The organism is Vibrio sp. 10N.286.51.B11, assembly GCF_041469245.1.
GTDB lineage: Bacteria > Pseudomonadota > Gammaproteobacteria > Enterobacterales > Vibrionaceae > Vibrio > Vibrio crassostreae_C.
In genome coordinates, this window is record NZ_JBFRKI010000011.1 from 67,642 (window position 1) to 80,837 (window position 13,196).

14 protein-coding genes and 2 pseudogenes are annotated in these 13,196 nt (G+C 45.2%); 6 read left to right on the top strand and 10 right to left on the bottom strand.

Going from position 1 to position 13,196, the window contains the following annotated elements; all coding sequences use genetic code 11:
- The first annotated feature begins 144 nt into the window (after positions 1 to 144).
- The gene (locus AB4154_RS06610) at positions 145 to 1,101 is read left to right on the top strand and encodes an AEC family transporter (RefSeq protein WP_048610304.1); all 957 of its coding nucleotides are present in this window, start codon (positions 145 to 147) and stop codon (positions 1,099 to 1,101) included.
- Positions 1,102 to 1,224: 123 nt separating this feature from the next.
- Positions 1,225 to 2,265 carry an acyltransferase gene (locus AB4154_RS06615; protein ID WP_372057722.1) on the top strand — a complete coding sequence of 347 codons (1,041 nt, stop codon included), beginning with the start codon at positions 1,225 to 1,227 and terminating at the stop codon, positions 2,263 to 2,265.
- Between the two features lie 125 nt (positions 2,266 to 2,390).
- On the opposite strand, the gene AB4154_RS06620 is transcribed toward AB4154_RS06615, so the two are convergent.
- A complete protein-coding gene (locus tag AB4154_RS06620; RefSeq protein ID WP_104216219.1) occupies positions 2,391 to 3,269 on the bottom strand; it encodes a 6-carboxytetrahydropterin synthase in 879 nt (292 codons plus the stop codon).
- 232 nt (positions 3,270 to 3,501) lie between these two features.
- Positions 3,502 to 3,956, bottom strand: a pseudogene (locus AB4154_RS06625) (helix-turn-helix domain-containing protein).
- Positions 3,957 to 4,066: 110 nt separating this feature from the next.
- On the opposite strand from AB4154_RS06625, the gene AB4154_RS06630 reads away from it, so the two are divergent.
- Complete coding sequence (locus tag AB4154_RS06630; protein WP_017067245.1) at positions 4,067 to 4,543, top strand: YHS domain-containing (seleno)protein; 477 nt, start codon at positions 4,067 to 4,069, stop codon at positions 4,541 to 4,543.
- Here the strand turns inward: AB4154_RS06630 and AB4154_RS06635 are convergent.
- Positions 4,540 to 4,662, bottom strand: a complete 123-nt coding sequence (locus tag AB4154_RS06635; protein ID WP_017061529.1) for a hypothetical protein — start codon at positions 4,660 to 4,662, stop codon at positions 4,540 to 4,542. The two genes, AB4154_RS06630 and AB4154_RS06635, sit on opposite strands and share 4 nt — an antisense overlap.
- A gap of 49 nt (positions 4,663 to 4,711) precedes the next feature.
- On the opposite strand from AB4154_RS06635, the gene AB4154_RS06640 reads away from it, so the two are divergent.
- Positions 4,712 to 5,347 carry an START domain-containing protein gene (locus AB4154_RS06640; RefSeq protein ID WP_017061528.1) on the top strand — a complete coding sequence of 212 codons (636 nt, stop codon included), beginning with the start codon at positions 4,712 to 4,714 and terminating at the stop codon, positions 5,345 to 5,347.
- A 42-nt stretch (positions 5,348 to 5,389) separates the two neighbouring features.
- Here AB4154_RS06640 and AB4154_RS06645 read toward each other — a convergent pair whose 3' ends face one another.
- The 4 genes and pseudogenes from AB4154_RS06645 to AB4154_RS06660 form a co-directional block, all read right to left on the bottom strand.
- The gene (locus AB4154_RS06645) at positions 5,390 to 5,914 is read right to left on the bottom strand and encodes a DNA mismatch repair protein (protein WP_372122550.1); all 525 of its coding nucleotides are present in this window, start codon (positions 5,912 to 5,914) and stop codon (positions 5,390 to 5,392) included.
- 8 nt (positions 5,915 to 5,922) lie between these two features.
- Positions 5,923 to 6,309, bottom strand: a complete 387-nt coding sequence (locus AB4154_RS06650; protein WP_017061526.1) for an MAPEG family protein — start codon at positions 6,307 to 6,309, stop codon at positions 5,923 to 5,925.
- 626 nt (positions 6,310 to 6,935) lie between these two features.
- Positions 6,936 to 7,411, bottom strand: a pseudogene (locus AB4154_RS06655) (YjiG family protein).
- On the bottom strand, positions 7,411 to 8,148 hold the full coding sequence (locus AB4154_RS06660) for a nucleoside recognition domain-containing protein (protein ID WP_048610036.1): 738 nt from the start codon (positions 8,146 to 8,148) through the stop codon (positions 7,411 to 7,413). Before AB4154_RS06660 ends, AB4154_RS06655 begins: the two are co-directional and overlap by 1 nt.
- Before the next feature lie 526 nt (positions 8,149 to 8,674).
- On the opposite strand from AB4154_RS06660, the gene AB4154_RS06665 reads away from it, so the two are divergent.
- Positions 8,675 to 8,851, top strand: coding sequence for a hypothetical protein (locus AB4154_RS06665; RefSeq protein WP_017061524.1), 177 nt, complete (start codon positions 8,675 to 8,677; stop codon positions 8,849 to 8,851).
- 268 nt (positions 8,852 to 9,119) lie between these two features.
- The gene (gene nhaD / locus AB4154_RS06670; RefSeq protein ID WP_017061523.1) at positions 9,120 to 10,559 is read left to right on the top strand and encodes a sodium:proton antiporter NhaD; all 1,440 of its coding nucleotides are present in this window, start codon (positions 9,120 to 9,122) and stop codon (positions 10,557 to 10,559) included.
- A 14-nt stretch (positions 10,560 to 10,573) separates the two neighbouring features.
- Here the strand turns inward: nhaD and AB4154_RS06675 are convergent, their stop codons facing one another.
- From AB4154_RS06675 to AB4154_RS06685, 3 genes are all read right to left on the bottom strand, one after another.
- The gene (locus AB4154_RS06675) at positions 10,574 to 10,960 is read right to left on the bottom strand and encodes a hypothetical protein (RefSeq protein WP_017061522.1); all 387 of its coding nucleotides are present in this window, start codon (positions 10,958 to 10,960) and stop codon (positions 10,574 to 10,576) included.
- 171 nt (positions 10,961 to 11,131) lie between these two features.
- Positions 11,132 to 11,614 (bottom strand): methylated-DNA--[protein]-cysteine S-methyltransferase, encoded by a 483-nt coding sequence (locus tag AB4154_RS06680; protein ID WP_017061521.1) that lies wholly within the window; start codon positions 11,612 to 11,614, stop codon positions 11,132 to 11,134.
- Between the two features lie 25 nt (positions 11,615 to 11,639).
- Positions 11,640 to 13,016, bottom strand: coding sequence for an AlkA N-terminal domain-containing protein (locus tag AB4154_RS06685; RefSeq protein ID WP_017061520.1), 1,377 nt, complete (start codon positions 13,014 to 13,016; stop codon positions 11,640 to 11,642).
- Positions 13,017 to 13,196 lie beyond the last annotated feature (180 nt).

Here is a 13,196-nt window from a genome sequence, read left to right on the forward strand (position 1 = left end):
TCTGATACGTTATTTTTAGCACGTTCGTTCTTTTTTTCAAAGATTTTTACTTATCTATTGGGATTCAATTTCTCTTCTCAAAGAATTGTGGAAAAATGCGACAGTATTCAAAGGAAATTGAAATCGACTAACAAAGGAAAAACAATGAACACACTTTGGGAACAGTTTGCGTTTTCGGCGTCAGTAACAGGCCCTATCTGTTTAATGCTGTTTCTTGGTGTGATGCTCAAACGAATCGGCTTAATCAATGACAATTTCATTGATGTCGCATCTAAGGTGGTATTTCAAGTCACCCTGCCCGCGATGCTATTTCTGAGTATTGTTCAATCGAATCACAACTTTTCAGCCAGTAGCGCGTTAGTTGCGTTTGGCGTCATCGCTAACTTTGTCTTTTTCTTGTTCACGATTTTCTCAACCAAATTAGTATTTAAAGGTTCGAAAGATCAAGGTGTGATTGTCCAAGGTGGATTCCGCGCCAATACCGCGATCATCGGCCTCGCCTATGTGGCTAATATCTATGGCAACCAAGGCGTGGCATTGGCGGCTATCTATGTCGCATCCCTAACCGTGCTGTATAACATTCAAGCCGTAATTGCACTGACACCCAAAGGCGAAGACACAGGCGCGAAAGCGATTAAAGTGATCGCTAAGTCGATTACCAAAAACCCATTGATCATCGCTATTTTCTTAGCGGTCGTCTTCTATGCACTTTCGATTCCTATCCCAAAAATGGTCACTGATGCTGGTCAATATTTTGCCAACATGACGTTGCCTTTAGCACTGCTGTGTACCGGTGGGTCGCTCGATATCAGCTCGCTCAAACAAGAAAAGTTATCGACGTGGTTTGCCTCTAGCTACAAGTTAATTGCCTCACCGTTACTGATTACATTGGCGGCTGGGTACTTAGGATTTGAAGGGCTCGATCTCGGGCTTATCTTCTTGATGAGCGCGGCACCAACGGCAGCGGCAAGCTACGTTATGGCTCGTGCGATGGGAGGAAACTCAACACTGGCGGCTAACATCATCGCGCTTACTACTGTTGTTTCTCTTATCACTTGTACTCTCGGTATTTTTGTACTTACTGCAATGGATTTAATATAGCTGCGACAGGCTTCAAAAAACCGACACTAGCCTTGAAACAAAGGTCATAAGCCTTGATTTAGGACTAACTGGTTGGGCATAAAGACTGCTAGATTTCGTAAAAATTTTACTAAGAGATCTGATATGTCTTCCGTTCAACATACGCCTTCACAACACATCGCCAGTATCGAGTTAGGCCGAGTGATTGCTATCTTGGCGATCATTGGTTTACACGGTCAAATGGCACTCACTTATTGGCAAATAGATGAAGTGCCTTGGATCGGTTATGTACTCAACCAAACCGCTCGTTTTGCGGTACCTCTGTTTTTCCTAATTTCCGGTTATCTTATTCAGCCCAAGCTGACTGCCTCCCCGTGGCAAACCGTCATTAATTACTCTAAACCACTGCTTAAGGTTTGGTTAGCATGGAGCATCATTTGCTTAGTGATGCCATTCAACCTCGCGAAGGTAGAAGAGTTTGGTTACCTAGGTGAGCGCCAAGGCTATTGGGGTTTCTTAATGAACACGCCACTTAACTCTTTCTTAGAGGGTGGATTGGTTCATTTATGGTTTATTCCCGCTCTCGTATGTGCAGTTTTGATCATTGCTTTGATAGTCGAAATGAAACTCGACAAACTGCTATTACCAGCGGCCATTGTACTTTACGTTTATGGTGTTTTAGCGGGCAGCTACGCAACGCTAACCGGGTTAGAAGCACCTTTCTTCACGCGTAATGGCCCGTTCTTTAGCACGTTAATGGTGACCTTAGGTTTCCTTATTCGTCAGAATCAATGGAAGGTGTCATCAACTAAAGCGTTGGGGTTATTAGCGTTAGGCATGTTGATTCATTTTGCTGAGGCATCATGGCTCACCACGTTCGACGTCGGATTCAACATGAATGATTTCTTGTTTGGCACGGCGCTATGGGGGATGGGCGTGTTCATGTGGCTTTTAGCAAATCCAAACATGGGTAACTACGCTTGGGTTCGCGCCATTTCAAATCGCATGCTAGGTATCTACGTCAGCCATTTGCTGATCATTATCGTGTTGTTCAATGTCTGTGGAGTTTTAGGCATTACGGAATTGGCAAAAGACGTTACGGTATTTTTTGGCACCGTATTGTTGAGCTTCGGGTTGGTTGTTGGAATCGAAAAAACACCACTGCGACGTGTGCTGCTTCGTTAGTGTTTGTGCCTAACATCATCAGCTAAATCAGTTTTAAAGAGTCACAAAAAATAAAGGCAAGATAACGGATTATCTTGCCTTTATTTCATCATGTCAGTAATGAGACTGTGTCACTCGCTGGAGTGTTATCGGAACGCCATTGCGCCCTTGCCAACACCTTCATAAGCGACGATTTGTAGTGATTGGTTCTCTGCTAGGCTCGGTTCAACTTGATCCGCGATATAGCCAGCAAGTAATTCCACCGTGGTATCTGTCGGTAAAATTTCCGTCTCACTCTTAGCAATCGCTAGCTCAAATTCGCCTTGTGGCGCGGTGTAGCGGAAGCCATAGTGACTTTCATCATTCACACTGTTCGCGTTTTCACTCAGGTTAAGTGATGAAACTGAAACTTGGTCTTCTTTAGAACCTAAATAAATGTCTTCCCAACGCTGAGCAAATGCTTGTTCACGTTGCCCGTCACGCTGACCATCGACCACGATTTCTACTGGAGAACGGTGACCATGCGCGATGCGTTGGCAGTTGCCATCATGCTTTTTTAAACCATGGGTGTAGTGGTAGAACGCGCCATTAATGTTCTCATGACGTAGGGTGATCTCTAACCCTGTGACGTTACTTGGTAGGTTATCGCGAAGAATATTGTAAACGTGTGCGGTCACACTCTCGATGGTGATCGCTTCTGCATCAATGAGGCAATATGCTTCATCAGGGCAATGTAGATGAAGACTCTTGTCACCACGCAACACATCAACCTTAGAGTAGCCCGCTTTGCTCGCTTGAAGAACAATTGCAGCGCTCTGCATTGGCAGCAGCAAACGGTGATCAACATGCTCATCGACAAGCTGTTTGATCTGCTTTTTGACCTTGCTAAAATCCAGCACCATGCTCATTTCATTAAGTTCACCAGACATGGTGACATCTAAAATCCAACTATCTCCTACGACCCCTCTGTGTTCACAGATGTATGAAGAATCGATAACGGTAAGGTCTCTTACAAATAGGTTCAAGTTGAACTCCTTAATACTTTAATGAGATACGGGAGGCTGAATAATGTTCAGCAGGCACTTCGTCTCATTGGTGTCTAGATAAAATAGGACGGGCAGGATGTTACAACGAGCTTATAAAGTCCACCTTTTTACACCCTCTTCCGATAAAAGAACAAACTACATACAATTTCCGCTAAAACATAGACCAGCCAGATACGAATAGCCATAAATCGGGTGGGGATTGCCTGCCGTTTCACGACGCATTTTGCTTTAGCCAAAGGCGCGGCGACACTCCGGCAACATGTTGGAAAGCACGTGAGAATCCTGAATAGCTATTGTAACCCACTTCATCAGCGACCCAATTGATCGGCTTATTTTGCAATAACAGAGATTGAGCAACAGAGACTCGCCACTTTTGCACATAATCTCCCGGCGTTTCACCCACTTCCCGTTTGAACGCTTCAATAAACTGAGTACGAGACATCGCGGCCAGTGACGCCATTTCGGCAAATAAACAATGCAAGGCTGCGACAAATGCCTGTGTTCCGTGTGAGCGCTAGACAAGCTCAACTCCCCCGCGCTCAATACATGAAGGTGGCCCTCTTTACCTTGTTGCGCGTTAAATGACGATACTCCACACAGGTTTCCAGAATAGAAAACGCCAGTGCGTATCGAGAAGTGTTCCATTAGTTGTGAAAGCAGATCCATGCATCCTCCGAACGATTCGCTTAGTTTTTAGTTCTTTTGTCCCTCTATAGACCGGACGAGTGGGCTAAATTATTTCAAACAAGATAACCAACACTGACAAGGAACTTGATATGTCACACATGAAATCGACCAGTCAAAAAATCACTCTAATGGCCGCGTTACTAGGCACCAGCTTTTCGTTAATGGCAGCAGACCTTGATATGAGTGTCGACAGCAATAACCTCGCAATTAAAGGCTATGATCCTGTCGCTTACTTTGCCAATGAAGGTCCAGTAAAAGGCACATCTGAGTTCACAGCGACCTATAAGAATGCGATCTATAACTTTGCGAGCAGTGAAAACAGAGATGAATTTCGAGCCAATCCAGAAGCCTATGCCCCTCAATATGGCGGTTACTGCGCGTTTGGAGTAGCCATGGGTAAGAAGTTTGAAACCGACCCTCTCGCTTGGAAGGTGGAAGATGGAAAGTTGTATCTGAACTTAGACAAATCGGTTCAGAAACGCTGGCTGGAGAATACACAAGAGTTCATCCAAGACGCCAACAGCAACTGGACAACCATCAAAACCGTAGAAGCCTATAAGCTCTAGCCTACAGCGCTTATCCATTGCCCAAGAATAAAACGGAAGCGACCGAACGCTTCCGTTTTCATTGGGATTTTCCCCAAAGAGGCCAACCCAAAGCGATTGGCAACACCTACTAAGTCCATTTCTATTCTATACTCCTAGCAGATAAGCTTTTCTTTTTATGGAAGAATAATGACATTACCTAAGATTTTGGTACTCGGCCTTTGCGCCCTATCGACACTGACTTATGCCAACCCATGGCAGTTCGTCAAAAGTGAAGATGGCATCATGATTGATAAAAGGCCACACAGCGAAGGCTTGGTCGAAATACGAGCACAGATGCAAACGCCCACCACTTACTCCGGTTTTTTACTGTTATTGGAAGACAGTGAGAACGTGCCAAACTGGATAGATAATGTATCGCAAAGCCGTGTGTTGATGCAGATATCTGAAGATGAAAACATCGTCTATACCCAATTCAAAGCACCGTGGCCTGCCAGAGATCGAGACATGGTGACCTACTCAAAATACAGCATCGAGGGTGGGCAGTTTGTTTTGTCGATAAAGGATGCGTCGAACTATTTGGCGAAAGAGTCGGGGTACATTCGAATCTACGATGTGGACGCACTTTGGACACTGCAACCGCTGACTAATGGCAATACCTACATCACCTACACCGCGTATGCGAACGCAGGGGGCATCTTGCCAAATTGGTTGATGAACAAGTTATCGATAGGCAGTGCACTGAGCACGTTTAAGGGGCTAAAAGAACAGTTACCAAAGTACCAAGGCCAACAGCACCCTAACCTGCCAAATGAGTCTCGCTAACGATACAAGTCGATAAGTAAATGGAGGAATTAAGGTTAAAGATTAAGGTCTTCTAGCGAGATCGCGAGCTAAGATAAGCGCCAAACCAAATACTTGGAGAAACAGGGCGATGTTCTTATAGAAAGCCATTTTCTCATCAAGCCTTTGGATTAACTCAACCAAGGTCAGGTTATCCAAATAGTAATCATCGATTCGGGTTCGTTGCGCTTCTTGTGCACTGTTTATCAGCGTCATCAGTTTCGGTAAGTGAGCCAATGAGATGCTTGGCACTTCGCTACTCACCCAACGCCTAAGTTGCCCACGCAGTGCTTCGTCGAGAACCGTGGTCGGCTGCAGTGTTTCTGGTTTATCAAGGTGAATCAGAATCGCTTCACGCTTGCGCTCTAGGGTTTCGATCGTATTCCAAGCAAGCTGTATTGAGTACACATTGCCGTATTTGCGATCGTTGTACTCCGCTTTCTCAGCTTCAATTTTATCGAGCACCAAGCTCGACATGACAATCGCCATGATGTTGAGTATCAAGCCTGCGAGGACAATCGCCCAAGCAGGAGGAAGACGCAACGCCATAATGCTCCCTAGAACATTTTATCAAAAGGTAGGTAAGCTAAGTTTAGGACAATCAAAGAGATCATGCAGATAAGCGTTAACACCATACCCACTTTTCGACCTTTGAAGTTCTTCGCTAAGATCCCTTTCGCATGAATCACACGCCCCAGAATAAACGCCACACCAATGACATGAATAAGCCACACACCGGCGCCATTCATCTCTAACAATCCCATCAAAATAACGGTGATTGGGATGTAATCCATAGCATTACTTTGTGCCGAACGTGCTATCTGTAACGACTCGACACCGCCATCAGCATGAGCAACAAGATTGATTCGCCTTTGCTTGATCACCTCTATTGCTAACCAAATCATTACGATCGTCAGCAAGGCTGCGTAAAGTGCTGTAACCATCATATTTCCCTATTATTTTGTGTTTACTCAGTGTTCTTTGTTATCTGTTCGACAACACCCGCCGAGATAAAATGAAAATCGCACCCGAGTACTTGTAAGAGATCTCTCACACCGAACGTAAGAGATCACAATCAAGCTTCGCAGAAAATTCCTAAAATACAAACCCAAGCCCTTGTTTTGTATGAATCCACGCATATTTCTTTCGATCAGTGGGTACATTTATTTCTTAGGGTGGATTGTGAGCAAAGCCTCTGCAGTGTTTAATACACATGTCGACAGGGAGTTGGCAGGAACAGGAAAAAGCCTAACGGATTAGGTATCTTCAGGATGAAGATTTGATGGCTTAGGATGAGTTATCAGCAAGGAAGTTATGCTCTAGGATAGAGTCGCTTATCAGGATGATGAGTTTGCAAGGACACCGCTAGGACGGCGATGAATTGGATAGGTTAAAGGATTTAGCCACGTCAAGGAACGATGCAGGGAGCACCAGTTACCTATTGAAAGATAAGTAACGCGCAGTAGCAGGATGGCTACGAAAAGAATAGACCCCGTTTGGTGAAAGCCAAACGGGGTTTCCTTTTTTGTAACGTCTGAAAGCTGTTCGCAGCTAACCGTTCAAAGTCACGTTACAAAATAATGTTCATCAAGAACATTGCACCTAACGCATTCAATACCGAAATCGCGATCATCACCGGGATGTAGCGACCTTCAGTACCAATTGGTCCCATAATACGGCCCATGTATTGCACCTGAGAGCCCATCAAGTAGATAGCTGGCGCCAAGATAGCTATATGGTTGCCGTTCAGAATACCTTGGTCAAACAGCGTGATAACCACGCCCACCGCGCCACCGCGCCACCCATCGACATCCACGCACCGATCAATACCGCTGCCGCTTCGCCAGGTAAACCAAATACCGCCATAATTGGAGCAAATACACTGCCCATCAAATCCAGCGCACCCGTTATCTGCAATGCCTTGATGATCACAAACGCCATCAGAACATTCGGTACCGTAGAGGTAGTCGCAATAACCCAGCCTTTCTTAGCACCTTCAACGAAAATATCAGTAACCATTGGTTTCTTTGCTTTAACTTCGCTCATTATGCTACTTCCTCTTCCAGTTTTTGTTCTTTGTCTGATTTTGGTTTGTCTTCTTTGCCTTCAGTAATGTTGAGGTAAATACGGAACAGATTCGCGCCGACAAACTTAAAGATAAACATCACAGCGACAGCCAAACCAATTGACGATGTCACCGCTAAAGAGCCGTCCATCGCGGTTAGAGTGAACAGCACCGCACCTGAAGAGAAAAAGTTAACGATCGCCGCACCCGCCGTAAACTGGAACATGGTGAACACATCGGTTTCACGCTTAGTCAGATGTCCTTCGTCTTTCAGCTGACGTGTCATCGCTGCGCCAGCATCGGTACTTTGCAAAGAAGCGATCAGTGCCAAGCCTGAGTTACCCGGAATACCCATCAGAGGGCGAAGCAGAGGTGTCAGTAGTTTACGAGCCGCATCCAGTGCACCGTAGTGCTCAAGTACGTTGATCATACCCAGTGCAAACATCACGGTCGGAATAAGTGTCAAAGCAAAAATGAAACCGTCGCGAGCACCACTACCGCCTTTACCACGCAGTGACGTCGTTGCCGCTTGAATACCATCGGCCGTTTCACTCACATCGTAAGCGACCTTACCGAATGAACCGTTGAGCGTTGTAAAATCGAACACTCCATACCATTCATTGGACTGCATTAAGCCTGAAAAGAACACAATCGCGAACGCGAGTGCGATATAGCTGCCGATCGTGACTTTACGATCGGTTTTGGTTGGATTAGTCATAAGGACCTCTATACATCTCGCTTATATGGAACAGAACACGTATAGATAGTGCAAACTAATGTTCGAAAGGTTAATGACCAAAATCAAATAGCGTATCGGTTTAAATAAAAGAAGCACAGCAACATATAAAACTGTGATTTAGATTTATAAGCAGAACCATACACTAAGTAAATTAGAATATTTAACATACAAAACTAAACAAATATTGCTTCAACAGCGCAACCAAAAACGCACACAATCACCACACAAGTCTGGCTTCTAGTGAGAAGTTTTTACCTAGTGCGATCTCTGATAATGCTGTAAGAGATCTCTTACATTGTTTTTCTGGTCAATTTTAATTCGATTATAATACAGAGACTTAAAAAGTGATTTTGCTTCCAGAACGCAACCGTTTTCCCTTAGTTGATTGAGTTTTGAGCCAAGCGCAAACAGTGAGCCATTTTATAAAGAATTTGAGCTTAATTCGAAATTTCAGCCCTCAGAGGTGCTATAGACTTCACGCAGCCAATATAGAAGGAGAACGGTGATGACTATGGAAATGAGAACGCTTAAATATCAAGTAATGGGCAAAGGCATGTGGATCACTGCAACAGTATCTCGCGTAGTAGCGGACAAACTTGCGCTTGAATACCAATCCTATGGCTGGCCTGTTGAAGTATGTGCAGCAGAACAAACACTGACGTTTGATCTCAATGCTGCATAATGTTAGCAATTTCGAATAAGCTCTATCGGCACTGAGTCCGGTAGGGCTTTTTCTTTGGTCTTTAGTCTTTGGTCTTTAGTCTTTAGTCTTTAACTTAAGTGTGGAAGACAGTAATTTTGAGTATGTAAGACCGTATTTCGTTCACATCACAGTCTATTCCTTTCATTATAATCTATTGAATTATTAAGATATCTATCACACTGCACATGCTTATTTAGGTCTACTCTTTTACCCGTGTTAATAACTTATTAACTTCGGAGCGTAATCCATGTTAGGTATCCAGCTTTCTGCTGTTCTCTCTTTGTTACTCTTTTCTTCGGTAGCAGGTGCTGCCACTTCTCAGTTGGGAGAACCACTCAAGCTCACCAACTCATTCGCTGGCTACCTATCCCTGACCATTTTCGTTGTCGCCTACATCGTGGTGATGATGGAAGAGTACCTAAAGCTCCGAAAATCTAAGCCAGTGTTACTTGCAGCAGGACTGATCTGGATAATCATTGGTTTTATCTACCAAGAACACAACCTTGTTGAAGTCGCTAAGCAAGCACTCGAACACAACTTACTGGAATACGCTGAGCTGTTACTTTTCCTACTCGTCGCCATGACCTACATCAGCGCCATGGAAGAGAGAAGACTGTTTGATGCGCTGCAAGCGTGGATGGTGGGCAAAGGCTTTAATTTCCGCTCTCTGTTCTGGCTAACCGGTATTCTGGCCTTCTTTATCTCACCGATCGCCGACAACCTCACCACAGCTCTATTGATGTGCGCCGTGGTTCTGAAAGTCGCAGGATCTAACCCTAAATTCGTTAACCTAGCCTGTGTGAATATCGTGATAGCCGCTAACGCTGGCGGCGCGTTCAGCCCATTCGGTGACATCACAACGTTGATGGTGTGGCAGGCTGGTTATGTGAGCTTCAGTGAATTCATTCCCTTATTTATTCCTTCAGTGATGAATTACCTCGTCCCTGCAATGATCATGTCTTACTTTGTTCCCACAACCCAACCCGACACGGTGCATCAGCACGTTGAATTAAAACGCGGTGCAAGACGCATCGTGTTGTTGTTCATCATGACCATCGGCACTGCGGTTGCTTTCCATGCCGTACTCCACTTCCCTCCAGTAATGGGCATGATGATGGGGCTGGCGTATCTACAGTTCTTTGGTTATTTCTTGCGTAAGACCTTACCAAATTCACTGGCGAAGAAAAAAGCGGTGGCGATTGCCAACAATGATGGGGGGGCATTGAAGCGACTCGGTTCAGTCGTGCCCTTTGATGTATTTCGAAGAGTGTCCCATGCCGAATGGGACACTCTGCTGTTCTTCTACGGCGTGGTAATGTGTGTAGGTGGCTTGAGTCTACTGGGATACTTGGAGCTTGCCTCTGGCGTGATGTATAGCCAATGGGATCCAATTTGGGCCAACATCATGGTGGGGATCTTATCTGCGATTGTCGATAACATTCCGGTGATGTTTGCCGTGTTATCGATGGAACCTCAAATGTCGATGGGTAACTGGCTACTGATCACCTTAACCGCAGGCGTTGGCGGCAGCTTGTTATCTATTGGTAGTGCGGCAGGTGTGGCGTTAATGGGCGCGGCGCATGGCAAATACACCTTCTTTGGCCACTTGAAATGGATGCCAGTGATCATGATTGGCTATGCCGTCAGTATCGCTGCACACCTATGGCTTAATGGCGATCTTTTCTAATTCGGAGATCTTTTCTAGTTCGAACTGTCTTTCACAGGCTTATCTACAAGTGTCCAGACGTTACTCAATTGTATCGCTGGACATTGGTTGCAAGTTAGCATCTCGCCCTTCTGTTGAATGCGCATCACTAGTCTAGAGTCAGTTCGGCTGCTTCCAGAATTGAATTCAATGGTGATCAAGTCATCATCAACACGATAGGTTCGAGTCACGGAATTATCCGTTGTTTGATAAGTCACTTGCCCGGATTCAAAAAGTAGATAACTGTCATTATCTGCGTTCTCATACATACCTTTGAACAGAGCAAGCTGTGGAACCTCGAAAGGTCGGCTGGTATCAGTTAAACAACCTGTCAGCAATAATGCAGAGCTGCAGCCAGATATTAGTAAGGGGAATCTATTCATTTGGGCATCCTTGCCTAGAGAACATAGTCAAAGAATATGCAACCAAATCGATATTTCCCAGAAAGCGTTGATTTTAATGCAAAGTCATATTTTAAGAACCACTCGCCTTCACCATTAAGTAGTACGAGATATTCAGCCAGCATCTCGACAGGCTCATGGCTAAATCGCTTGCTAGTCTTGCTCTCTTCCCTCTATCACCAATAAGTGCTGTTTACGTTCTACGCCACCTGCATAACCCGTCAGTTTGCCGTTTTTACCAATCACACGGTGACACGGCACAATCACTGAAACCGGATTTTTGCCATTCGCCAAACCCACAGCACGAACGGCTTTCGGATTGCCTATCGCATCGGCCAGTTGTGCATAGCTCCAAGTCTCTCCATAAGGAATGGTCGTCAGCGCCTGCCAAACCGACTGCTGAAATGGCGTGCCCTTGGCTGCAATCGGCACAGAAAACTGAATAGCTTCGCCCGAGAAATAGCGATTAAGCTGCTCGATAGCCAATGCAAAGATCGGAAAGCTATCATCTTGAACACCCAACGGTTCCGGCTTGGTGGTATGTGTCTCGAACCAAAGGCCGAGCAAGCCTTCATCGTTCGCCTGTAACGTCACGGTTCCCAATGGGCTCTCATAGTAAGTAAAACGGTTGTCCATGATATCTCCTAGCTTAGTATTCCGATTAAGACTGATTCCAACAGTGGAACGTGGCGTAACTACCCCAAGGCGAAACACTCTCCGTGTTGATGGCGGGGCGATGCTCAATAAACTTCTTCACCACCAAGTCACCAACCAACAGATGATTAGGTTCGCTTAACCCGCGAAGCAGTGCATATTGAATAGTCCAAGGCCCAATCCCTTTTAGCTCAATCCATTTGGAAGGATGCTCAGCTTCATTGTCGACCATGTATTCGGCAAAACGCTTTAGGGTCTCTTTGCGGCTTCCCGGCATTCTCAAGAAGCTAACATCAGCGTCCGCTATCTGTTTTGGTGTTGGGAAGCTGGCTTTCTCATGTTCATCAGAAAGCTCTTTGACCAATAAGTTAAGCTGACCAATCGCCGCGGTTACCGAAACTTGCTGCCCTAGAATCGCTCTCACGCCTGCCTCCCAAGCACTCCACACGCCAGGAATACGGATACCACTCTTAGCCACCAAGTTAGGATCGATAGTCGTAAAGAACGTCTCAACCTTGGCAATATCGACATCAAGATCAAACATACGGCGGATATTCGCAATCAAGCTTCTTAATTGGCTTATATCATCCAACTCGAATTCAATATCCAAGCGGTTATCTTTGGCTAAAGTCGCCTTGAACCAACCCTTTGACCCGTTCACATTTACCGTGCGCTTATAATAATCTTCGCCAACGCCTTCTAAGCCCTCAATCATTCTTCGTCGATAAAACCTCAACAAGTGGTTCCAATCTAAGGGTCCATGAAAACCAAGCTGAATATGATTACTCTGAGTGTCACTTGGCTTCGCTCGCCTAATTTGGCTTGGCGAAAGCTGCAGCTCTTTTTGAAAGGCATCATTAAAACGGCGCGTACTATTGAAGCCACTAGCAAAGCCGACATCAGTAATGCTCATGCTACTGGTGTGCAGCAACTGCTTGGCAAACATCAATTGACTGTACAGACTATATTGCTTGGGTGACACGCCGATGTAATTGTCGAATAAGGTTCGTAAATAACGATCTGAAATACCTAACCGCGTTGCAAGGTCGACGATAGATCCTGAATTCAGAGCGCCATTATCAATCAACTGCATCGCACGTAAGAAAGTGGTTTCGACGCCCTTCCAAGCCGGCGAAAAAGGTGCGCTGTCTGGTCGACAACGTAAACAAGGACGATATCCCGCTTTCAATGCTTGAGCTTGATGGGAAAAATATTCGACGTTTTCTTCTTTGGGTGGTGTGGCTGGGCAAATCGGGCGACAAAAAATTCCTGTCGTTTTCACCGCTGTAAAAAACATCCCATCAAAGCGAGCATCTCGTGCATATCGAGCCAAATGGCACTGCTCACTGGTTAAGCTGCTGTTGTGATTGATCTTTTTCGACATGCCGTACTCTTCCCACTTACCATAGCGTTTGATCCGATACCTAAAAGTTTACCGTGAACCACCATTGTCGCTAGCCACTTTCGGAAGCGAAGGTCAGATAAATCACAAAAAAGGGTTTTAATTTTATTCAATTCGACTAAATTTAACCTAGAGAGGACATTCTTCTCACAACGTCAACGA

Coding starts and splice junctions, on each gene's coding strand:
- AB4154_RS06610 (WP_048610304.1), top strand. CDS start 145: ATGAACACACTTTGGGAACAGTTTGCGTTTTCGGCGTCAGTAACAGGC.
- AB4154_RS06615 (WP_372057722.1), top strand. CDS start 1,225: ATGTCTTCCGTTCAACATACGCCTTCACAACACATCGCCAGTATCGAG.
- AB4154_RS06630 (WP_017067245.1), top strand. CDS start 4,067: ATGTCACACATGAAATCGACCAGTCAAAAAATCACTCTAATGGCCGCG.
- AB4154_RS06635 (WP_017061529.1), bottom strand. CDS start 4,662: ATGGACTTAGTAGGTGTTGCCAATCGCTTTGGGTTGGCCTCTTTGGGG.
- AB4154_RS06640 (WP_017061528.1), top strand. CDS start 4,712: ATGACATTACCTAAGATTTTGGTACTCGGCCTTTGCGCCCTATCGACA.
- AB4154_RS06645 (WP_372122550.1), bottom strand. CDS start 5,914: ATGGCGTTGCGTCTTCCTCCTGCTTGGGCGATTGTCCTCGCAGGCTTG.
- AB4154_RS06650 (WP_017061526.1), bottom strand. CDS start 6,309: ATGGTTACAGCACTTTACGCAGCCTTGCTGACGATCGTAATGATTTGG.
- AB4154_RS06660 (WP_048610036.1), bottom strand. CDS start 8,148: ATGACTAATCCAACCAAAACCGATCGTAAAGTCACGATCGGCAGCTAT.
- AB4154_RS06665 (WP_017061524.1), top strand. CDS start 8,675: ATGACTATGGAAATGAGAACGCTTAAATATCAAGTAATGGGCAAAGGC.
- nhaD (WP_017061523.1), top strand. CDS start 9,120: ATGTTAGGTATCCAGCTTTCTGCTGTTCTCTCTTTGTTACTCTTTTCT.
- AB4154_RS06675 (WP_017061522.1), bottom strand. CDS start 10,960: ATGAATAGATTCCCCTTACTAATATCTGGCTGCAGCTCTGCATTATTG.
- AB4154_RS06680 (WP_017061521.1), bottom strand. CDS start 11,614: ATGGACAACCGTTTTACTTACTATGAGAGCCCATTGGGAACCGTGACG.
- AB4154_RS06685 (WP_017061520.1), bottom strand. CDS start 13,016: ATGTCGAAAAAGATCAATCACAACAGCAGCTTAACCAGTGAGCAGTGC.